This window comes from uncultured Roseibium sp. (assembly GCF_947494555.1).
In the GTDB taxonomy this organism is placed as follows: domain Bacteria; phylum Pseudomonadota; class Alphaproteobacteria; order Rhizobiales; family Stappiaceae; genus Roseibium.
In genome coordinates this window covers 240,090-260,080 of record NZ_CANLVF010000005.1, presented here as the reverse complement: position 1 = coordinate 260,080, position 19,991 = coordinate 240,090, and the positions used below count along the sequence as shown (strand labels likewise).

Here is a 19,991-nt window from a genome sequence, read left to right as displayed (position 1 = left end):
TAGCGCGGCGGTACGTGTTGGAAACGAAGAACATTGCGCAAGGAAGATCACATGAGCGACAGCACGGTCTCCCGTCCGCAGAATATCGTTGGTGGCGTTTTCCTGATCGTTGCAGCGGCGCTTACGATCTCGATCCAGGATGTGGTGTTCAAGCTGTTCAGCAGCGACATGACCTTGTGGCAGATTTTTGCGCTGCGCGGCATGCTTGCAATACCGATGCTTTGGGTGGTCCTGTGGGCGAAGGGAGCTCATCGTGGTGTCGTTCGCACCGCGTTCGGAAAATGGCCACTTTTACGATCGGTTTTCATCACGACCACGTTTCTGGCGTTTTACGCGGCAATCCCGTTCCTGAGCCTGTCGACCGTCGGTGCGGCCAACTATCTCGCGCCGGTCTTTGTGGCACTTCTGTCCGCATATGCGATCGGGGAGGCTGTCGGACCGTTCGGACGGCTGGGTATCGTTCTCGGGTTTGCCGGGGTCGTCGTTTTACTGCAACCGGGGACCGACGCGTTCTCGCCCTGGGTCCTGCTTCCCGTTGTCGGAGCCGCTTTCTATGCACTCGCGCACATAACGACGCGGGTCAAATGTCAGGACACCCCGCTATCCGCCCTTTCGCTGTCGCAGACTGTTGTCATGCTGACGGCGGGTGTTTCTGTCAGCGGCCTGATTTACCTGGTTGCTCCGCAAGACGACATGCTCCGTGAGTACCCCTACATTTTCGGCATGTGGTCGGATATCGGTTTGTTGGACTGGCTGGTTCTCGCGCTGCTGGCGGGACTGACGATTGTCATTGGAATGATGCTGGCAGGCGCCTATCAGGCTGCCCCACCCGCCATCGTCTCAACCTTCGAATACAGCTATCTCGTGTTCGTCGCCATCTGGGACATTGTGTTTTTCGGCATATCGCCGAGTTTTGCATCTGTTACCGGCATGACGATGATTGTCGCCGCTGGACTGCTGGTACTCCGCCGCCGGGCGAAAACGGCCATGAAACAGTGACTTATTCGTTGCGCTATGACTTCTACGGGTAAAAGCAAGTTATCGAAATCCGCATGATAGTGCGGTCTCCAAACACTTTCTTTGCGTACTTTTCACTCAACCGCAGCAAGAGTCCCCTTCCTGGATCGGAGGACAAGCAACCGTTCCGTAAGAGCAATATACGCAGCAATCGCCGGGTTGCGGCTTCAGTATTGCACCGCAGGATCTGCATTCGTAAAACCACTGACAGGCGTCAGTTGGCATAATTTCCTCTGCTTTGTGACCGCATTCGGGGCACGTAATCGTGCTTTGTAGTTTGATGTTCGTTTTGTCCATGTCGTTCACATCAGCGTAATCAGATAGTCGTTGATCCGGGTTTCGTTGAACACAATGACCCAAGCGGCCAGTGTCAGCACAGTGCTGCCGCCAAGCCACCATTTCAGACGATCTGAAGATCGCCCACGGAAGGAGAAAAACCACGCCAGAAGCAGAAGCGTTGAGGAAATTCCGAGGACGTGGAAGCTCGCAGCAGCAATCTTGCCGAAGATTGCAATCCAGCTTCCTCCGAGACCCACCAGCATCAATGCCATGGGCAAAATGCAACAGGTCGCAACGCCAAGCGAAGAGAGCGAACCGACATAGCTTGCCAACACAGTCTTTTTCATGACCTCGTCTCGAGCCAGAGAGTCCACATTCCACGGGTTACGGTCGTTTCCCAGATTGGAGAGCTTGCGGCGAGCCCCAAAGCGAGTGTTGCGCGGACAAGGACAGAAAGCGTCAAGGAGCGCCGTCCGGCGCAATTCCAAGTTTTTAAGAGCCGGTACCAGCTCCATGCCAGTACGAGTGCGACAACAGCTAGGATTTCCGGGCGGTAAGTTACAAACGGCCCGATAAGCGCGAGCCAGGAACTGCTCAAACCAACAATCGACAATCCGATTGGGAGCACGCAGCAAGACGCACTCAGCAATGCCAATAGACCCACACCGCCCATGAAGAGTTTGTTAGGTGCCGTCTTTTCAAACTCAATAATTTCTTTCTTCGACTTCATGCGACTGATTTTGCATTCTGTAGTAACTACAGGATCAAGCCGGGAACTAATCACATGATCGCGATCGGAGAAGCATCACGCCAAAGTGGCGTATCTATCGAGACGATCCGGTATTACGAGCGTGAAGGTATAATATCCAAAGCGGGCCGCACGGCATCCGGGAGACGATTGTATTCCAAAAAGGCAATTGCCGAACTACGCTTTGTTAAGCGATGCCGTGACTTAGGCTTCTCAATTCAACATGCGATTGCCCTGAAAGCACTGACACAGGAAGCGGGCGACACTTGTCAGTCGGCGGCCGAGGTTGGGCAAAAACACCTGTCTGAAGTCCAGGCAAAAATAGAGGAATTGAGGCGGCTCGAAAGTGCCTTGCTTGAGCTCGTCGGCAACTGTGCGGAGGGTCGGCGAGATTGCCCCATGCTTGAAGCTCTGATGACACAGAACTGAAGGATTCATTCAGATCAAGCGGCCTCCTTGGACATGCCGCAGCGGTGCACTTCCACTGAAACATGCACGATCCCAAGGCTCTCGGGGATGAGCGCCTTGTAATGCATCGGGCTGCGGGGGTGATCGCTAACGATCGTGACCTCGGCAGCATGCTGGCCCTGGCCGATTGCCCAGACATGCAGGTCGGCGATCCTGTCGCTCTTGTCGGCCCGAAGCGCCGCGCGCACCTGATCGATCAACCGGTCATCCGCTTGCCAGTCCAGGAGAACTTTTGCCGACATGCGCAGAAGGCCGAACGACCAATGCGCAACAAGCGCGGCACCGACAATGCCCATGACTGGATCCAGCCACGTCGCCCCCGCAAACTTGCCTGCAAGGAGCGCGAGAATTGCCAGAAGCGAGGTCAATGCATCGGCCAGGACATGGAGATAAGCTGCCCGCAGGTTGTGATCCTTGTGGATTTCGGAGGTCTGCGCGCCGTCATGATCGTGACCGTGATGATGATGCGCGTGATCGTGCCCGTGCCCGTGCCCGTGCCCGTGCCCGTGCCCGTGCCCGTGCCCGTGATCATGATGGTGGTGATGCGGGGTAGATGCGAGCAGACATGCGCTGGCGCCATTCACGAGGAGCCCAAGCATGGCAACCAGAATCGCCTGGTCGAAACTGATGGCAACGGGGTTGAACAGCCGCTCGATGCTTTCAACGGCCATAAGTGCGGCAAACCCCACCAAAAGGATCGCGCTGGCAAATGCGGCGAGGCTGTTGACCTTGCCCGTTCCGAACGAAAAACGCCGGTTGGCAGCTTGCCGCCGTGCATAGACATACGCGGCAACACTTATGCCGAGCGCAGCTGCATGGCTTGCCATGTGCAATCCGTCGGCGAGGAGCGCCATCGAGCCGTAATAAAGTCCGGCGAAGACCTCCACCACCATGAAGACGGCAGTCACGATTACAATAATGAGTGTCCGCCGTTCGCCCGGACGCGCCTTGTCCTGACCGAAAACGTGGTCATGTGTCCAAGAGGACATGTCTTTCGTGTGCACTTTGAGAGGTCTCCCGCAACGACCGGATCCGTTTGCGTTCTCAGACCCGACTCAATGCCTTTTGAAGCTTTCTGGAATGAGTAGCACAAGGCGGAGCAGACTGTCTCCGCAAGTTGCCCTGTCAGGCGGCCGAGAAGCAGCTGACCGGCCAAATTGCATTGTTGCTTCGCTGATGGGACAGAATTGTCTTTATTGGAAATTGGTTTTTCGTTTTGGACATGCTTCAACGTCACCGGCACATGCGTTACCCGCACGAAGGAGTGGCGCCGTCTTCGAAGTGTCATGCCCGGCGGTTACGCCAGCGGTGAAGTTGAGGAGCTGCTGTTCGAGCAGTCGGCACATGGGAACGTAGAGAAAGATGAGCTACCAGGCCTACGTCATCTGCACGTCGCCCCGCAGCGGCAGCACGCTCTTGTGCAAGCTTCTCGCGGCGACAGGGCAGGCGGGCGACCCGCAGTCCTATTTTCACAAAGCCAGCCTTGACGCCTGGCAGGCTCATTTCGGGCTTGAAGACGCGGTTTTTCCAGGTGAACGCGAACGGCTTTCGACCCTATTTGAAACGGCCCGGCAAAGAGGCTCTGCGGGAACCGGGATCTTTGGTCTGAGACTTCAGCGCGGGAGTTTTGACTTCTTTGCGTCTCAGCTCAAAACCATTCATCCAGAACTGAAGAGCCTTTCAGCGCGGATCGAAGCCGTATTTGGCAGACCCTTGTTCATTCATCTCACCCGGGGCGACAAGGTTGCCCAGGCTGTTTCCTTTGTGAAAGCCAGCCAGACAGGGCTCTGGCACAAAGCGCCGGACGGAACGGAAATAGAAAGGTTGGCGCCGCCACAGGAACCATCCTATGACCGCGCACGGATCAGGCAGCACGTTGAAGAGATGACAGCGTATGATCAGGCATGGACTGACTGGTTCAAAGACGAAGATCTAACGCCGCTGCGCATTCGCTATGACGAACTTGCCCTACAGCCTGTCGCAGCGGTCGAGACGATCCTGCGTGAACTTGGGCTGGATCCGAAAGCTGCAGCGGGCATTGAGCTTCCCGTCGCGCGGCTGTCGGACAAGACCAACCGGGAATGGATAGAGCGTTTCAAAGCCGAGGAAACAGGCTCGTCATCCGGGCCCTGACATGCCGCTCTGGCCAAGCACCGGAGTGTCCTCAATCCCGCCCTGAAATGCGCGTTTGCGGGTTGCGCCTGCCGGATTGAACGTCCTCGTGGTGATCCAGACTTAAAAAAGACGGCAAAAAGCACTATATTTATCGTGAGTTCGGTTTTTTTCCGGGGCTTTGCCCGGAAATGCCGCAGGGCGGTTCGCATCTGCTTAGTGCAAACTCAAGCGGTTTTGCGATAGAATGATGCCGAGTTTGATTCTAGGAGGTTCCAATGACAGGTCTGTCTCGCCGTGAACGCCTTCTGAGAGAACTAAGCAAAGAATCCAACGGTTCTTTTGCAACCGTTTACCGTGCCTTGTCTGAGGTGTCCTCGGAAGAAAAGTCGTCCTCGATCAAGGAAGACGACGTCCGGAACAGGATAAAGAGCTTGTTGAAAAGCGAGAGGCCCGCGTTCGCAAGGTAATTGTGAGTGTCGCTAAGTAGCTCAACTTTATTGGTTTTCCTGTTTCTAATACCTGGATTGATGTTCAGGTATTCTCTTTTTCAAGGGTCGATTGTAAAACGCCCCTTCGGAGCCGTGAACGTCGTCTTTTCCACGGTCTCGATATTGATCTATTCCGCTGGAATACTGGTCTCGTTTGTTGTCTTGCTGAAAGTCCTGATACTGGTCACGAACCTTATATACCATTATCGTTTTCCAATTGATTTCATCGATGACACGGGCAAATTCTTCCTGATTTATAACAGTGTCAGATACAGCGTGATCAATTTTATTTTCGAGTTCCCGGAAAAGGCGGCTTTTACCTTTCTCGCTATTTGCATCTGGGCCCTTGTTCTGACCGAAGTCGTCAAACAACTTGCCATGAGGATACCGGCAATCGGGCGATTGATGTACGGCCCACTGGCACCGCTCCTGTCTCAGGAACACAATGGTACGGGCATTTTCACCTGTTTCGTCCTGACGAAAATCGCAGATGGCAACAAACGGATCATGTATGCTGGATATCCCGAAGAAGTCAGTCTGAAGGGGGCGAGTACGATTGATCACATCGTCATTCGCGAGCCTATCAAGTTCTACCTGAGGCTTGGCCGGGATCGGCCATTATCAACGCTGGCAACGTCGCAGCCTGTGTCAACGGCCACCTCAAGCAGCTATATTTATCTCTCCGGAGACGAGATCGAGAATGTCCACTTCGAAGGCTTCTACCTGAGCTGATTTCGTGCGGTAAACTTGGTTGCGTCTAGCCCCTGTCCAGTGATTTGACACCAATCATCACGCGTGCACCCGCCGAGACGAAGCAGACGGCGGCAAAAGCCCATGCGAGAGTGGCAAACCATGACGGCAGAAGGGCCATGAGCAAGAACAAAACGATTGTTTCAGTGCCTTCCGCCAGTCCGCCCAGATAGTAGAGTGACTTTGCTCCTTGCTTGTCTGTCGAAAGTCCGCGCCGTTCCGCCATGATCGCAAAGGCAAGGAATGCGGAGCCGTTTGCGTAGAAGCTGCAAAGCAGAGCGGCAGCAGGCAGGGCATTGGTGGTGGGATCCTGGATTGCAAAAGCCAGAGGAATGGCCCCGTAGAAGAAAAAGTCCAGAGTGATGTCCAGATACCCGCCAAGATCGGTTTTTTGCGTCGCCCTGGCGAGAGCGCCGTCGAGCCCATCGGCAAGGCGGTTCAGGGCGATCAGAACGAATCCGAGAAGAAATAATCCAGACGCGATCGCAACAGCGGCCCCCAGGCCGATCACAAAGCCGAAAAGCGTGACGGCATTCGGGCTGACGCCGGTTCTGGCAAGAAGGTGCCCCAACCGGTTGAGCAATGGGTCGATCAGAGGTCGTATGCGGGCGTCGAACACGGTATTGGACCTGGTTTGGGGAAAATCAGCGGCCTACATGCAAAATCCTTCCGGATTTCACAAGTAAGACTCTTTCACGCTTATGTCATTCGCCCTATAAGCGCTTCCTGAAGTTGCGGATCACCGCCCCTGGATTGAAGGAACTACCGTGTCAGGCAGTTACAGCGCCACAACGCAAGGGATCGAAGTCTCGGTCGAACCGTTTTATCTGGACGATGAATCGAAACCGGAAGAAAGCGAGTTCATATGGGCGTATATGGTGGAAATCCACAACGGCGGTCCGGACCCGGTACAGCTGAAGACCCGGTACTGGCAGATCACTGATGCGCTTGGCCGGCAGGAAGAGGTCAGTGGCGATGGCGTGGTCGGCGAGCAGCCGGTGATCGAGCCTGGCGAAACATATGAATATTCATCGCATTGCCCGCTATCGACCGACAGCGGCATCATGGCGGGCTCCTACGCGATGGAGCGGCCCGACGGATCGCGGTTTGATGTTGCCATCCCTGCGTTTTCGCTTGACCTGCCTGACGCCATCCGCAGCCTGAACTAGTTTCCCGCCGCGCTCAATATAAAGGGCATGCGCCGGACAGCGAGCAACACCGTCTGGGGCGAAGAGTTCCAGCTCACATTGCGCGAACGCGAAGTTCTGGGGCAGTTGATCCACGGAAAAACGAACAAGGAAATCGCGCGCCTGCTTGCGATTTCTCCAAAAACAGTCGACCGTCACCTGGAGAACTGCTATCGCAAACTTGGTGTCACCTCGCGCGCTGCCGCCGCGATAAAGGCACTGAGATCCGGCATTGCCGGATCTCGCGACTGATCCTACTCAGACGGTACGGTGCCGCGCGATGGCACCGCGTTCGATGGCAGCTACAGTGAGCTTGTCGAGACGGAACCGGTCACGCAGCATCTGAAGAATGCGCAGCTCTTCCTGTTCAACGTGAAGGTCGGCTGCAGCGACCTCGACGGCCAGGGCATAGGCCGTGTCGTAGAGTTTCGGAGGTAGAACGTCCCCAACGAGTTCCAGCACCAGCGACAAGCCGTTTTCTTCCTGAAGAATGTCGCCGCAACGTTGCGCCGCCGGTATGATCCGGTTGCTGTCATATTCGTTGAACACCGGCAACATCTTGATCATGTCACCGATCGTGGCCAGCTCCTTGTCTGTCATCGCGTTGTCTGAGGCAGACACAATCACCATCACGTAGATGAGGGCTTCCTGAACGCTGATCGGTTCGTTGCTAGACACTATTCATTCTCCACTGCGCCGGTTTGAGGGCAAATCGAAGACACGATGTATAGGGTTGGCGGGAAAGCTTCAAGTCAATGAAATGCGACATTTGATTGACTGTTGGCCTGCGCTTTTCTAGTGTCGCGCCGCAACAAACGGCCCATTGGCAGTTCTGCCGCCGGAATTTGCGCTGTTTCCATCCAAATCAACAGAATGAAACCCGAACATGACCGACCAATCCCTGCCTTTGCTTGACCTATCGCAAGACTTTGTCGAGGCGGCCGCGAAATCCAAAGCCTGGCCGTTCGAAGAAGCACGCAAACTGGTCAAACGCATCGGCAAGAGGGATCCGGAAAAACCGGTTCTGTTTGAGACCGGCTACGGTCCCTCCGGTTTGCCGCATATCGGAACGTTTGGCGAAGTCCTGCGCACCACCATGGTGCGCACAGCCTTCCGGCTGCTGACTGAAGACAAGATTCCAACGCGATTGCTGTGTTTTTCCGACGACATGGACGGGATGCGCAAGATCCCGGAAAACGTCCCGGACCGTGCCGCGCTGGAACCTTATCTGCAAATGCCGCTCACAGCCGTACCCAACCCGTTTGGTGGCGACTACGAGAGCTTTGCGGCCCACAACAACGCCATGCTCCGGCGTTTCCTGGATACGTTCGGTTTCGACTATGAGTTCGCCAGCGCAACCGAGTATTACAAGAGCGGCAAGTTTGATGATGTCCTGATCCGGGCAACGGAAAAATATCAGAAGATCATGGACGTTATGCTGCCGACCCTCGGTGAAGAGCGTCAGGCGACCTATTCGCCCTTCCTGCCGATTTCACCGTCGTCGGGCCGTGTGCTGTATGTGCCCATGAAAGAGGTCAATCCGGCGGACGGTACGATCACGTTTGACGACGAAACCGGAGAAGAGATTACCGTGTCCGTCACCGGCGGCAATGTGAAGCTGCAATGGAAGCCGGACTTCGGCATGCGCTGGGCTGCCCTTGACGTCGACTTCGAGATGTTCGGCAAGGACCACCAGACGAACGCGCCGATCTACGACAAGATATGCAACATTCTGGGCGGCAAGGCGCCGGAACATTTCGTCTATGAGCTGTTTCTGGATGAAAAGGGTGAGAAGATCTCCAAGTCGAAGGGCAACGGTTTGACCATCGACGAGTGGCTGACCTATGCGTCGCCGGAAAGCCTTGCGCTTTACAATTTCCAGAAGCCCAAGACGGCCAAGAAGCTCTATTTCGATGTCATTCCGAAGGCGGTCGACGAGTACTACACCTTTGTCCAGAAATACGGGCAGATGCCGGTGGAGCAGAAACTGCAGAACCCGGCCTGGCATATTCATTCCGGAAACATTCCGGCGATCGATATGCCGGTTCCGTTCGCGATGCTTCTGAACCTTGTCTCGGCGTCCAACGCGGACAACAAGGAGGTGCTGTGGGCCTTCATTTCACGCTATGCGCCGGGCGTAACCGCGGCAACGCACCCGGAACTGGATGCGCTGGTTGGGTATGCCATCCGCTACTTTGAGGATTTTGTCAGGCCGACAAAGTCTTTCAAGGTGCCTGACGAGGTTGAGCGGACCGCTCTTGAGCAGCTGGACGCCAAACTGGCGGAACTGCCGGATGATGCCGACGGAGCTGCCATTCAGGACGCCGTCCTTGACGTGGCGCGGGCGATCGAGCGGTATCAGGATCAGAACAAGAAGGGTCCCGATGGCGGACCGGGCGTATCTGTCGCCTGGTTCTCGGCGCTCTATCAACTGCTTCTGGGGCAGGAGAAAGGACCACGCTTCGGCTCCTTTGTCGCGCTCTATGGCATTGCTGAGACCCGCGAGATGATCCGCAAGGCGCTCTCAGGCGAATTGTCGGCTTAAAGGCCGGCCGGTGGGATGGGGAAAAGGCGGAGACGTGGTCTCCTCCTTTTCTTTTGATATCCGGAAGGGCCGCAGGTTCCCGTTGATCAGTCCGTCGGTGCGATGGTTTGAACCCGCTCGAGGCTGGCATTGAGGCCTTCTGCAATCGTTCGGGCGATCTCCAATTCCTGAAGTTTTTTCAAACCGGACGCCGTTGTCCCTCCGTAGTCGATCATCTCCGCCACAAAGCTGGCGGGCGGAAGAGCGGCCTCGGACATCAGCCCGCCGCTCGACAGGAACAGTTGCTTGACGGACTTCACGGCCGCCTCTGGAGCGACACCATTTGCAAGCGCATATTGCACCAGACAATCTGCAAAGAACGCGGCAAAACCCGGGACTGGACCGGTGAGAACCGTGAACACCTCGATATGTCTTTCATCAAGCACTTCGTCCGTCTCACCAATCGCCGATAAAAGTGTTTGAACGGTCTTTTTCTCGGCTTTGTCCAATCCGTCCGGTGCAAACCAGGGAGAATAAGCCAGCCGCTGCCGGGCGGCGGGGCTCGACATGGCTCGCACGGCCTTTCGCGTTCCCGTCAGATCCCTGATTTGCTGGCGAGAAACGCCGGCCATCAGTGACAGGACGAGCTTTTCCGGTGGTACCTGAATGTCAATTGTGTCGATCAGAGCCGGCGGAACGGACAGGACAACGACATCGCATGCATCGGCGAGAACCTGATTTGAGGCAGTGAACTGAACCTCTGTCCAATCGTCGAGCCCGGATGACCTGCCGGACCGGTTTGAAACCCAGAGATTTTCCTGACGGATGCAATCGCCTGTAAGCCAGCCTGCCGCGACGGCGCTGCCGAGTTGGCCGCTTCCGCCAATAATGCCGAGAGTTAGTTCAAGTGGCATGCCGGACCTCCAATTTGATCGTTCGTGGTGCAGTTTAGATCAAATTGGCTGCCAACCAGGTACTGGATCGACACCTCTTGGAAGTGTTGCGACACGAATGCGTATTACATTTTTTGTGGTGCGAAAGTTAAGTGCCGAAGCAGGTCTCATTGCTGCGGCGTCTCGCCCGCGTCGTCCGGCTCAAATCCGAAGAATTCCTGGTTCGGCTGGTCAGCATCCGCGCTTTGGCTCCATTCGACGATCTCCGGTTCCAGGTCCTCAAGGCCCGGCAGCGGGGCGTCGGGATCTGCTTCCCAGCTTGTCTTGGGCGCTGCGAATTGCCACTCATCCTGCCATTGGCCCAGCTTGCGCTGTTGTGCCAGCAGGGCAAAATCCTGATAGCCCTCCGGGGCGTCGGCGGTCGGGCTCGCCCAGCCATAACGCACCAGCCGGGTGCTCAAATCGATCTTTCCGCGCTTGCAGGAGGCCACGATCTGGTTCGGCCCGGTTTCGGCAAGTTTCTCGCATGTGATCTTGTACTGCCGAATGAGCCCCCGAAGAAAGGTTCTTGCCCGCGTCCCGCACGGCCAGACACCGCCTTGCTCGGCAACACAGGTCTCGTCGATCTTGAGTGGTTCGATATGCGCCAGCGTGACGACCAATTTCTTGGATTTGATCCGCCCGCCGTCCAGCACCTGAACCCGCCTGAGCTCCAGTGGTCCGTCCGGGACGGGTTCAACGGGTGGATTCATCAACTCCTGAAACCGCTCGGACGGCTCGACACGTTTCAGATCGCCGCTGACCTGCGGGGCTGAAACACCATCAGGCGACACATTGCGAATGTCGACCGGAAGAGGGGCGCTCTGTTCAACTGCTGCTTCCGGCGTTTCCGGAGGTTTCTTCTGCGTGGTGCTCGCTTTCGGAAGGGAAGCGGGAGGCCGCGATTCGCTGATACTCGGCCGGAGTGCATCGGCGATTTGTCTTTCCGGGATTTCCGGCGGGTCTGCAAGCAATAGCCAGGTGACCAGACCGCCGGCAACGGTCAGCAAAAGTACAGGCACAAGGAAAGGCCGAAGCTTCATCGCGAGTCACTTGGTTGCTGCAACAGCGTGATCATAAAGTCCGAACACTAAAATACCGAGAAATTAACGCGGTATTATTTTGCATTTTTCACGATCGAATTGCCATTCATCGGGAAAGTCCGCTTGTCCGGCTTGTTTGACGGCAGACCTGTCAGTAGTGTCCGCGCAACTTGAGGCTGGCATCTATTGACCCGATCGATGGCGCAAAGTGACAGGTGCAGGAAGAGATGACGTTGATTTTCAAGATCGTTCCGAAGTCCATGTGGCAGCAGGCGGTGGAGGCAGGCGTTTTTGCGGGTGCTCCGATCGACCTTACGGACGGATTTATTCACTTTTCGACCGCTGAACAGGTTCGCGAAACGGCTTCGAAGCATTTCAACGGCCAACACGATTTGCTACTGGCGGCATTTGAAGCCGAGAGTTTTTCAGAAAACTTGAAATGGGAACCCTCCAGAGGCGACGCTCTGTTTCCACACCTTTACGCAACGCTGGATCCTGCAACAGCCTTATGGGTCAAGGAGCTGCCGGTGTCTTCCGAAGGAGGACATGTTTTCCCGGAGCTCGGCGAATGACAGCAGGCTGGCTGGAAAGTCTCACGCTCAAGGGGCTGCATGCTCTTGAAGCGGAAACGGCGCACCGCGTCACGGTCCTTGCCATGAAAACCGGTCTTTTGTCCGGCGTTTCCGGGACCTCGGACCCGCGTCTCGCGGTGCAATTTTGGGATTTGCACTTTCCCAATCCGCTTGGAATGGCTGCAGGTTTCGACAAGAACGCCGAGGTGCCCGATGCTTTGCTGAAGCTCGGCTTTGGCTTTACAGAAGTCGGATCGGTCACGCCAATAGCGCAACCTGGAAATCCACGTCCGCGTGTCTTTCGGTTGCCTGTCGATGAAGGGGTCATCAACCGTTATGGCTTCAACAACGACGGCCACGCGGCCATGCGCAAACGGCTGCTGTCCAGAAAAAGCGCAGGCGGTATCGTCGGCATCAATGTCGGGGCAAACAAGGACACGGCAGATCGCGTTGGCGACTATGTCAGCGGTATCACGGAGTTTGCCGATCTGGCCTCGTTTTTTACGGTCAATATCTCTTCGCCCAACACCCCGGGCTTGAGGGATTTGCAGGCGCGCTCGGCGCTTGCTGAACTCCTCGAAGGGGTTGCCAAGGCACGCAGCGATTGTGCGGACAAAACAGGCCGGAAGGTGCCGTTGCTCCTCAAGATTGCGCCCGACATCGTCGCGGAGGATCTGAAGGACATTGTCGAAGAGGTGCTTGAAAACGCAATCGACGGTTTGATTGTTTCCAACACCACGGTGGACCGGGACGGACTGAGCCGCTCGGGGCCATACCAGGCGATCGGAGGCCTGTCTGGAAAACCGCTTTTCAGAAAGTCGACGATCGTACTCGCAAAGGCGCGCAAGCTGGCGGGTCCGGGTCTCCCGATCATCGGCGTTGGCGGCATTGACAGCGCCGAGACCGCATGGAGCAAAATCACCGCCGGTGCTGATCTTCTCCAGCTTTATTCCTCGCTGGTTTTCAAAGGCCCGTCGCTGATTGGCGAAATACTCTCGGGGCTGTCCGCAAAACTCGACCAGCACGGATTAACGTCCCTCCGCGAAGCGCGGGACCGGGACGTGGATGCCTGGGCGTCTGAGACACATTAGAGCGCAGCGAAGGTCCTGTCCGCACGCCGGCGGCACATTGCCAGCAAGGTCAGGCCCCGAAACCCGAGAAATATTCCCATCGCAAGCCAAAGTCCGTGGTTCCCCAATAGAGGAAAGAGCGCGTAGTACGCTGCAATGTAAACGGCAAGCGAAAGCAGCATCATGTTGCGCATGGTGTCGGACCAGGTCGCCCCTATGTAAACGCCGTCCATCTGGAAAGCCAGAACGCCGAGCAGTGGCGCCAGAACGGCCCAGATCAGATACGTATTTCCAACCTCGCGTACCTCCAGTGAGGTTGTCATGAACTCAATCATGGCAGGACCGAGAAGGTAGAAAAGAGATGCAAGCACACCGGCCATGGCAAAACTCCAGAGCGCGGTGAGTTTGACGGTTCTGTCAAAAGCAGGGCGGAATCGCGCGCCGACCGCACGTCCGGCAAGCTGTTCGGCAGCGGTTGCCAGGCCGTCGAGGAAATAGCCGGAGACCATAATGAATTTTTCAAGCACAGCGTTTGCGGCCAGTACAGTGTCGCCCTGGTCTGCCGAACGCGCCATGAAGAACGCATACGCATAAAGAAGCGCAAAGGAGCGGACTATGATGTCCCGGTTAAGAGCCATCATGCGCATCAACAGCCTCCGGTCGAAAACAACACCGAGCGCCGGCCACCCGGCTCGTTTGGTACTTCCCAGCACAAGCGCGAGGGCGAGAAACGTCGCTGCTATCTCACTCAGGACCGTAGCAAGGGCGACCCCTTCCACGCTCCATCCAAGCCAGATTACGAACCATATGCTGAGAGCAATATTCAGCCCGTTCAGGAACAGCTGCAGCAAAAGACCCGTCCCGGCGCGTCCAAGACCGATGAACCATCCGAGAATGGCGTAATTTGCGAGCAGAAACGGTGCGCTTAGGATGCGTATGTCGAAGTACCGGCGGGTGGCTGACTGAACATCGGCGCTGCCGCCCAGGAACCATTGACCCGCATCGCGGATCGGCGAGTGAAGCAATATGACGATAAGCCCGCCAAGCACGGCGATCACGAGAGCTCTGAGGAGGGTTGCCTTGATTTCCGGGTCGTTTCGCGCTCCAACCGCTTGCGCCGTCAAGCCGGTCGTTCCGGCACGCAGAAAATTGAAGGTGGTAAAAACCAGGTCGAAGATGATCCCACCGAGTGCAATTCCCCCTAAAAGGGTTGCATCGCCAAGCCTGCCGATCACGGCCATGTCGACAACCCCGAGCAGCGGCGTCGACAGGTATCCGAGCGTCATTGGAACCGCGATCACGAGGACGGACCGGTGTGTCACCGTGAAAGCATGGGGCGAGGGATTGTCCGCAGTGTGGGGAGTGGACATGAGAGGCTCATCTTAAGAGTAGAGCCCTTCTTGTCCACGCAGACCGGTTTCGTCAATCGCTTTCCTGACATACCCGGTATGAGTTACCGTCACTCGAGTATTTCAGGGTTCCTGTTGGCGACCGCCTTGCTATATGTCAGGGAATGCCTTTGCCGATCGTTCACCATCCGGCCTATTGCGCCGATCTTCCTGCAAATCACAGATTTCCGATGGACAAATTCCGCGCTGTTGCGGATCTGATCCGCACGGAGGGCCTGTTGGACGGCAGTGCGTTCTACCGTCCGAGGCCGGCGCCGTTCGAATGGGTGTCGCTCGCCCATGATCCTGCCTACGTGGATCAGGTCTTTGAGGGAAACGTTCCTGAAGTCATTGCGCGGGAAATCGGCTTTCCAATGCGTCACGACATTGCTCTTCGCGCCCGCTGCGCGACTGGAGGGACAGTGTTGACCGGCTACCTTGCCCTGGAGCACGGCCTTGCCTGCAACACAGCCGGTGGCAGCCATCATGCCCGCCGGCTGCATGGAGCGGGGTTCTGTGTTTTCAACGACGTAGCCGTCGCCGTCCGGGTCATGCAGGCGGATGGAGCTCTCCAAAAGGTGCTCATAATCGACCTCGATGTACATCAGGGCGATGGCACTGCAGACATTTTTCAAGGCGATCCGGACGTTTTCACGTTCTCAATGCATTCGCAAAAGAACTATCCGGTTCGCAAGATCCCGTCGCACATGGATGTCGGTTTGCCGGACGAAACCGCTGACGAAGCCTATCTGTCCACTCTTGCGGAGTTGCTGCCCCCGCTTCTGGCGCGCGAGAAGTGGGATATCGTCTTCTACAATGCCGGTGTGGACCCTTACGAACACGATCGTCTCGGACGTCTGAAGCTGTCACGGGAAGGATTGCGGCTGCGTGATCGCTACGTGATCGAGACGTCCCGGAAGATGGGTTTTCCTGTGGCCGGTGTTCTGGGTGGCGGGTATTCGACCGATATTGATGAGCTTGCCGATCGCCACGTCACCTTGCACCGGACCGCTCGCGAGGTAGCGGCTCTCAGCGTGGTTTGACAGCGTATGCAACGGCAGGCGCTAATTCGCGTCGCTCTTATCGCGTCCGGCCCATGGAGAGCAAGCGGGTAAGAAGCCAGATCGGCACCACGACAATCGCGCCGACGACAAGGTAATTCCCGAGTCGTCCGATGGCATTGAAACCCATATCCCACAGCCGTTCGACAAAGTTGACCGCCATGTTCACAAGATCGAGCGGATCGAGGTTGAGTGCGGACAGGATGATCCCGACAACAAAGGATAGGAACACGAGCCGCAAAAGCACCTGCGCTGGGGACCCGCCTAAAAACCGGCTCAGGCCGCTATCGGACATACACGCCTCCGAAAGGTCGTATCGATTTATCATTCACGAGATAGTTAAGATCATTTGGCCGCAAATACAATGAGACGGACGGAAACTTCCGGATTGTTATGTAATATCAGTACATTGTAATTTCTTCCCATTTTCGCCGCGCCGTGTCGTGATTAGTTAAATCCTCGCGTTCTCAGGCTAAAGACATGGCTGCTTAGCTGACGTAAGAATAGTTTCGGGTAGACGAAACTTTCCGCCTGCGGAATGCCCACTTCCAGGGCAGAAAAGTGTACCCAATCGCTGTGGCTAACGAAAAACCAAACCGGAACCCCCCGGAAGAGGGAACGAAGAAAAGCACGCTGCAGGCTCGGTCCTAGTATGAATGAATTTCTCTTGCAGCTTGAGAGAATCCATTCACGCAAACCGTGATGTTCGAAGGGAGTATCGGACGTTTCGCGGACCTCGAAAACATCTCTGGCGCGGCGGTGGTTCAGCCCGTAATCGCCTCCGTGCCGAAATTCTTTAATACTTAAAGAGACTTTGCCCGTATCAACGGGCATATGGCAACTATTCGGCGCGCGCCGAAGATGTTTTGCGCAATGAATTGTTCTGGTTGCTGCTGACGGCGCGCGTGGCCTTCGACAACCGCACGCCACCGGTTTTTTTCCTTGAATGAACACCTGACGCACCAGCTCTGGTCGAGCCTTCCCTGAACTTGCGCGGTGACATGCCAAACCAGGACTTAACGGCTCTGGAAAAGGTACTGAGTTCGGAAAATCCGATGAGATAGGCAATCTCCTTCATCGGAAGGTCCGTGCCGCGTAGATATCTCTCGGCAGCGGAGCGCCGGATTTCTTCGCTTAACTTGCGAAAGCTGGTGCCTTCTTTTTCCAGCAGTCTTTGAACGGCGCGCTGCGACATGCCCAGTTTTGCGGAGATATGTGGCAGCGTGCATTCGCCGTGCGACAGGTTTGTAGCCACTGCATTGGCAATCCGGGTCAAAGGGGATTCCAATTGTCCGAAACGGTCCAGTTCTTCCGACGCGGCCTTGATAATGATCTCATAAAGGTGGCTGTCGCTCTGGCGAAGGGGGCTGGAAAGCAGTGACTTAGGCAGGAATATCCGATTGTGGGAGGCGCCGAACTTGAGGCGGCCCTGATATTTTTTCTGGAAATTCGACGTGTTTTGCGGCGCGGTCGTGGCAAGCTCGATGAGAACCGGCGGCACCTGTGTGTCCAGAGCGTGTTCAAGCTGTTGAGTGGCCCATCCAACCCTTGCAAACATGTTCTGCCGCCACTCGCCGCGACCTTCCAATATCGGCCACTCGACATACCCGCCCGTTTCGGTCTCCTCAAATGTGAGCCTGTATGCATTCGTTCGTATCGGAATGAATTTCATCCAGCCGAGGCAGGCGTCTCGCAAGGTGGGGGCACAGGAAAAAAGGTAGTCGAATATCGAAAAACAGCCGATGTCGACATTGTTGAACAGGTCGAACATCACAGAATCGTCGCCGAGTGCATCGGCAACGTATTCGAAGACACCGTGCCAGGCGGTAACCGACACAGTTCCTTGTGGATCTTCAAGGCACGCGAGATCAAAATCGTAGATTTCCGCTATGCGCGGCCAGTCCAAATCGTAGTCCGAACCGACTTCCCGCAATACCCGAAACACGTCCGCGCGTGCCCATTCGCCTTCAAGCGGCATTATTATCTCCGGCCAGCCCGTGCACAGTTCTTGAGGGAACTCTGCATATCAAGGCACCAAGGATCAAGATTTGAAAAACAATAGCACTGTAGTTTTCTTCAAAGAAAAAAACCACCTCCAAGGAGGAGGTGGTTTATGCATACATTACGCTGCGTTTTTGGCCTTTTCTTCTGCTTTGGGCGGGAATTTGCCGTAAAAGGACTCGTTTTCCTTGGCCATCTCTCGCAGCAACTTGTTCGGCTTGAATCGCGGTCCCCACCTTCGCGAGAATTTTTTACATAGATCGACGAAGTTAGCAGTGCCCATCATGTCGATATAGCTGAGTGTCCCGCCTGTATAGGGAGCGAACCCGAAACCGAGGATGGAACCGACATCTGCCTCGCGCACGTCCGTAAGGCATTTTTCTTCGAAAATCCTGGCTGTCTCAAGAGCCTGCATTACCAGCAGCCTTTGCTTGAGTTCCTCGATGTTGAAGCTGTCGGCTGGCTTTGGTTGCCCGGTCACCTCAGGCAAGTCGGGCCAAAGGCTTTTCTCCTTGCCTTTGTAGTCGTAAAAACCCTTGCTGTTCTTGCGGCCGAACCTCTCGCGCTTGACGACCATTTCCTCCAGGATATTGTCGAGTGGTCCCTCTACATATTTGACCCCGAGGTCCTTTCGCGTCGCAGAGACGATTTTCCACGCAAGGTCCAGCGCGACTTCGTCGCCGAGGGACAGTGGTCCGACTGGCATTCCAGCCATTTTCCCCGCATTTTCGATCATTGCAGCGGGTACGCCATCGGCGAGCATCATCAGACCTTCGCGAATATAGGTCATGACCACTCGGGACGTATAGAAACCGCGGCTGTCATTCACGACAATCGGCGTTTTCTTGATCGCCTTGATATAGTCCAGGGCAAGCGCCAGAGCGCGGTCGGAAGTCCGTTTGCCCAGGATCACCTCGACCAGCATCATCTTGTCGACCGGCGAGAAGAAGTGGATGCCGATGAAATTCTTCGGCCGCTTTGAGGCCTGCGCGAGAGAAGTGATCGGTAATGTCGATGTGTTGGACGCGAAGATGGCCCGCGACTTCATCACCGCTTCGGCCTTTTCAGTCACCGTTTTCTTGATCTCCCGATCCTCGAACACAGCCTCGATGACAAGGTCACAGTCGCCAAGCGCTTCGTAGTCGGCCGTTGGCTCTATTCGCGCAAGCAGCTTCTCCTTTTGCTCCTCGCTCGCCCGGCCGCGTTTGACGGCCTTGCTGATCAATTCGTCCGAATGGGCCTTGCCTTTGTCAGCCGATTCCTGATCACGGTCGATCAGAACAACATCGATACCCGCATTGGCTGACACGTATGCAATGCCGGCCCCCATGAAACCGGCACCCAGAATTCCGATTTTCTTGATTTTGTTCGGGCGTTGATCCACGGGCCGCCGCGCCAGTTTGTTTAGCTCTTGCATGGAGACAAACAGCGAGCGGATCATGTTTACCGATTCGGGGGTCTGCAGAACTTTTGCGAAATACCGGCTTTCCACCTGAAGCGCGAGATCCATGGGCAGCTGCAAGCCTTCAACCACGGCATGCAGCAGGTAGCGGGCTCCGGGATAGTTGTCGTGTGTCTCGCGGCGGTAGATCGCGTTTGCTGCAGGCCAGAACTGGAAGCCCGCCGGAGAATAGATCTTACCGTTGGGAAGCTTGTAGCCTTTCTTGTCCCACTCCTTGACGGGGTCGACACCGGCTTTCAGCATCTTCTTTGCTGCGGCGACGAGCTTCTTCGATACCGTCACGTCATCGACGAGCTTCATTTGTTTTGCCTGCGGCGCGCGCAGGGTTCTGCCTTGAAGCAGGAACTGCATCCCCTGCTGGCCGTCGGTCATGCGCATTACCCTCTGTGTACCGCCGGCGCCGGGAAACAGCCCGACCTTGACTTCCGGCAGTCCCATTTTCAGGCCTTCATCCGCAACCCGGGCGTGGCAGGCGAGCGCAAGCTCGGTACCTCCACCCATGCAGGTTCCCGAAACGGCGGCAACGAAAGGTTTGCCGCAGGTTTCCAGCTTCCTGTAGATCAGCGTCAGCTTGCGGGACCCTTCATAGAGCAACTTTGCAGCACCCTCCGGATCGTTTCTGCGCTTGACGTGAAAGTCCTTCAGCAATCCTTCCATCATGGTCAGGTCAGCGCCACCGGAAAAGGCTGCTTTTCCGGATGCAATGATCGCGCCCTTGATGGCATCATCACCGGCGACCTGGTCGATCAGGGTATCGATTTCATCCATCACCGTCAGGTCGATGACGTTCAGCGACTTTTCCGGCATGTCCCAGGTGATCAGCGCTATGCCGTCGGCATCGGTCTCAATTGTGAAATTCTTGTAGCTCATGGGAATACCTCCTCGG

21 protein-coding genes are annotated in these 19,991 nt (G+C 56.0%); 10 read left to right on the top strand and 11 right to left on the bottom strand.

The window, feature by feature from the left end:
• Positions 1–51: 51 nt before the first annotated feature.
• Positions 52–999: a DMT family transporter gene (locus tag Q0915_RS23600; protein WP_299479789.1), complete on the top strand. Its 948-nt coding sequence runs from the start codon at positions 52–54 to the stop codon at positions 997–999.
• Positions 1,000–1,095: 96 nt separating this feature from the next.
• Here the strand turns inward: Q0915_RS23600 and Q0915_RS23595 are convergent, their stop codons facing one another.
• A complete protein-coding gene (locus Q0915_RS23595; protein WP_299479786.1) occupies positions 1,096–1,314 on the bottom strand; it encodes a GDCCVxC domain-containing (seleno)protein in 219 nt (72 codons plus the stop codon).
• Positions 1,315–1,319: 5 nt separating this feature from the next.
• The gene (locus Q0915_RS23590; RefSeq protein ID WP_299479783.1) at positions 1,320–1,643 is read right to left on the bottom strand and encodes a hypothetical protein; all 324 of its coding nucleotides are present in this window, start codon (positions 1,641–1,643) and stop codon (positions 1,320–1,322) included.
• A gap of 437 nt (positions 1,644–2,080) precedes the next feature.
• On the opposite strand from Q0915_RS23590, the gene Q0915_RS23585 reads away from it, so the two are divergent.
• Entirely contained in the window at positions 2,081–2,473 is a 393-nt protein-coding gene (locus Q0915_RS23585; RefSeq protein WP_299479780.1) for a MerR family transcriptional regulator, read from the top strand.
• A gap of 14 nt (positions 2,474–2,487) precedes the next feature.
• Here Q0915_RS23585 and dmeF read toward each other — a convergent pair whose 3' ends face one another.
• Positions 2,488–3,516 (bottom strand): CDF family Co(II)/Ni(II) efflux transporter DmeF, encoded by a 1,029-nt coding sequence (gene dmeF, locus Q0915_RS23580; RefSeq protein ID WP_299479777.1) that lies wholly within the window; start codon positions 3,514–3,516, stop codon positions 2,488–2,490.
• Between the two features lie 358 nt (positions 3,517–3,874).
• On the opposite strand from dmeF, the gene Q0915_RS23575 reads away from it, so the two are divergent.
• Together Q0915_RS23575 and Q0915_RS23570 are read left to right on the top strand one after the other, a co-directional pair.
• On the top strand, positions 3,875–4,645 hold the full coding sequence (locus Q0915_RS23575; RefSeq protein WP_299479774.1) for a Stf0 family sulfotransferase: 771 nt from the start codon (positions 3,875–3,877) through the stop codon (positions 4,643–4,645).
• Positions 4,646–5,208: 563 nt separating this feature from the next.
• A complete protein-coding gene (locus tag Q0915_RS23570) occupies positions 5,209–5,847 on the top strand; it encodes a hypothetical protein (protein ID WP_299479771.1) in 639 nt (212 codons plus the stop codon).
• 25 nt (positions 5,848–5,872) lie between these two features.
• On the opposite strand, the gene Q0915_RS23565 is transcribed toward Q0915_RS23570, so the two are convergent.
• Positions 5,873–6,484: a CDP-alcohol phosphatidyltransferase family protein gene (locus Q0915_RS23565; RefSeq protein ID WP_299479768.1), complete on the bottom strand. Its 612-nt coding sequence runs from the start codon at positions 6,482–6,484 to the stop codon at positions 5,873–5,875.
• 148 nt (positions 6,485–6,632) lie between these two features.
• On the opposite strand from Q0915_RS23565, the gene apaG reads away from it, so the two are divergent.
• Positions 6,633–7,034 (top strand): Co2+/Mg2+ efflux protein ApaG, encoded by a 402-nt coding sequence (gene apaG / locus Q0915_RS23560; protein ID WP_299479765.1) that lies wholly within the window; start codon positions 6,633–6,635, stop codon positions 7,032–7,034.
• Between the two features lie 27 nt (positions 7,035–7,061).
• Positions 7,062–7,304 (top strand): helix-turn-helix transcriptional regulator, encoded by a 243-nt coding sequence (locus tag Q0915_RS23555; protein ID WP_299479762.1) that lies wholly within the window; start codon positions 7,062–7,064, stop codon positions 7,302–7,304.
• A 6-nt stretch (positions 7,305–7,310) separates the two neighbouring features.
• Here the strand turns inward: Q0915_RS23555 and Q0915_RS23550 are convergent, their stop codons facing one another.
• On the bottom strand, positions 7,311–7,682 hold the full coding sequence (locus Q0915_RS23550; RefSeq protein ID WP_299480598.1) for a tellurite resistance TerB family protein: 372 nt from the start codon (positions 7,680–7,682) through the stop codon (positions 7,311–7,313).
• Between the two features lie 256 nt (positions 7,683–7,938).
• On the opposite strand from Q0915_RS23550, the gene Q0915_RS23545 reads away from it, so the two are divergent.
• Positions 7,939–9,597, top strand: coding sequence for a lysine--tRNA ligase (locus Q0915_RS23545; protein ID WP_299479759.1), 1,659 nt, complete (start codon positions 7,939–7,941; stop codon positions 9,595–9,597).
• 86 nt (positions 9,598–9,683) lie between these two features.
• On the opposite strand, the gene Q0915_RS23540 is transcribed toward Q0915_RS23545, so the two are convergent.
• Positions 9,684–10,490, bottom strand: coding sequence for a pyrroline-5-carboxylate reductase dimerization domain-containing protein (locus Q0915_RS23540; protein ID WP_299479756.1), 807 nt, complete (start codon positions 10,488–10,490; stop codon positions 9,684–9,686).
• 146 nt (positions 10,491–10,636) lie between these two features.
• Entirely contained in the window at positions 10,637–11,551 is a 915-nt protein-coding gene (locus Q0915_RS23535) for a thermonuclease family protein (protein ID WP_299479753.1), read from the bottom strand.
• Positions 11,552–11,778: 227 nt separating this feature from the next.
• On the opposite strand from Q0915_RS23535, the gene Q0915_RS23530 reads away from it, so the two are divergent.
• Both Q0915_RS23530 and Q0915_RS23525 read left to right on the top strand, forming a co-directional pair.
• Complete coding sequence (locus Q0915_RS23530) at positions 11,779–12,123, top strand: DUF952 domain-containing protein (RefSeq protein ID WP_299479751.1); 345 nt, start codon at positions 11,779–11,781, stop codon at positions 12,121–12,123.
• A complete protein-coding gene (locus tag Q0915_RS23525; protein WP_299479748.1) occupies positions 12,120–13,214 on the top strand; it encodes a quinone-dependent dihydroorotate dehydrogenase in 1,095 nt (364 codons plus the stop codon). The genes Q0915_RS23530 and Q0915_RS23525 overlap by 4 nt, the downstream gene beginning before the upstream one ends.
• On the opposite strand, the gene Q0915_RS23520 is transcribed toward Q0915_RS23525, so the two are convergent.
• Positions 13,211–14,563, bottom strand: a complete 1,353-nt coding sequence (locus Q0915_RS23520) for an MATE family efflux transporter (RefSeq protein ID WP_299479745.1) — start codon at positions 14,561–14,563, stop codon at positions 13,211–13,213. The genes Q0915_RS23525 and Q0915_RS23520 overlap by 4 nt on opposite strands.
• 143 nt (positions 14,564–14,706) lie before the next feature.
• Between Q0915_RS23520 and Q0915_RS23515 the strand changes: the two genes are divergently transcribed.
• Positions 14,707–15,624, top strand: a complete 918-nt coding sequence (locus Q0915_RS23515; RefSeq protein WP_299479742.1) for a histone deacetylase — start codon at positions 14,707–14,709, stop codon at positions 15,622–15,624.
• A gap of 37 nt (positions 15,625–15,661) precedes the next feature.
• Here the strand turns inward: Q0915_RS23515 and Q0915_RS23510 are convergent, their stop codons facing one another.
• The 3 genes from Q0915_RS23510 to Q0915_RS23500 all read right to left on the bottom strand — a co-directional run bounded on the left by Q0915_RS23510 (position 15,662) and on the right by Q0915_RS23500 (position 19,975).
• Entirely contained in the window at positions 15,662–15,937 is a 276-nt protein-coding gene (locus tag Q0915_RS23510) for a DUF6460 domain-containing protein (RefSeq protein WP_299479740.1), read from the bottom strand.
• Positions 15,938–16,483: 546 nt separating this feature from the next.
• A complete protein-coding gene (locus Q0915_RS23505) occupies positions 16,484–17,620 on the bottom strand; it encodes an AraC family transcriptional regulator (protein ID WP_299479737.1) in 1,137 nt (378 codons plus the stop codon).
• 144 nt (positions 17,621–17,764) lie between these two features.
• Complete coding sequence (locus Q0915_RS23500) at positions 17,765–19,975, bottom strand: 3-hydroxyacyl-CoA dehydrogenase NAD-binding domain-containing protein (RefSeq protein WP_299479734.1); 2,211 nt, start codon at positions 19,973–19,975, stop codon at positions 17,765–17,767.
• Positions 19,976–19,991 lie beyond the last annotated feature (16 nt).

Excerpts from the sequence above, each read along its gene's own strand:
- Q0915_RS23600 (WP_299479789.1), top strand. The coding sequence starts at position 52 with ATGAGCGACAGCACGGTCTCCCGTCCGCAGAATATCGTTGGTGGCGTT.
- Q0915_RS23595 (WP_299479786.1), bottom strand. The coding sequence starts at position 1,314 with ATGGACAAAACGAACATCAAACTACAAAGCACGATTACGTGCCCCGAA.
- Q0915_RS23590 (WP_299479783.1), bottom strand. The coding sequence starts at position 1,643 with ATGAAAAAGACTGTGTTGGCAAGCTATGTCGGTTCGCTCTCTTCGCTT.
- Q0915_RS23585 (WP_299479780.1), top strand. The coding sequence starts at position 2,081 with ATGATCGCGATCGGAGAAGCATCACGCCAAAGTGGCGTATCTATCGAG.
- Q0915_RS23575 (WP_299479774.1), top strand. The coding sequence starts at position 3,875 with ATGAGCTACCAGGCCTACGTCATCTGCACGTCGCCCCGCAGCGGCAGC.
- Q0915_RS23555 (WP_299479762.1), top strand. The coding sequence starts at position 7,062 with ATGCGCCGGACAGCGAGCAACACCGTCTGGGGCGAAGAGTTCCAGCTC.
- Q0915_RS23550 (WP_299480598.1), bottom strand. The coding sequence starts at position 7,682 with ATGGTGATTGTGTCTGCCTCAGACAACGCGATGACAGACAAGGAGCTG.
- Q0915_RS23545 (WP_299479759.1), top strand. The coding sequence starts at position 7,939 with ATGACCGACCAATCCCTGCCTTTGCTTGACCTATCGCAAGACTTTGTC.
- Q0915_RS23540 (WP_299479756.1), bottom strand. The coding sequence starts at position 10,490 with ATGCCACTTGAACTAACTCTCGGCATTATTGGCGGAAGCGGCCAACTC.
- Q0915_RS23535 (WP_299479753.1), bottom strand. The coding sequence starts at position 11,551 with ATGAAGCTTCGGCCTTTCCTTGTGCCTGTACTTTTGCTGACCGTTGCC.
- Q0915_RS23530 (WP_299479751.1), top strand. The coding sequence starts at position 11,779 with ATGACGTTGATTTTCAAGATCGTTCCGAAGTCCATGTGGCAGCAGGCG.
- Q0915_RS23525 (WP_299479748.1), top strand. The coding sequence starts at position 12,120 with ATGACAGCAGGCTGGCTGGAAAGTCTCACGCTCAAGGGGCTGCATGCT.
- Q0915_RS23520 (WP_299479745.1), bottom strand. The coding sequence starts at position 14,563 with ATGTCCACTCCCCACACTGCGGACAATCCCTCGCCCCATGCTTTCACG.
- Q0915_RS23515 (WP_299479742.1), top strand. The coding sequence starts at position 14,707 with ATGCCTTTGCCGATCGTTCACCATCCGGCCTATTGCGCCGATCTTCCT.
- Q0915_RS23510 (WP_299479740.1), bottom strand. The coding sequence starts at position 15,937 with ATGTCCGATAGCGGCCTGAGCCGGTTTTTAGGCGGGTCCCCAGCGCAG.
- Q0915_RS23505 (WP_299479737.1), bottom strand. The coding sequence starts at position 17,620 with ATGCCGCTTGAAGGCGAATGGGCACGCGCGGACGTGTTTCGGGTATTG.
- Q0915_RS23500 (WP_299479734.1), bottom strand. The coding sequence starts at position 19,975 with ATGAGCTACAAGAATTTCACAATTGAGACCGATGCCGACGGCATAGCG.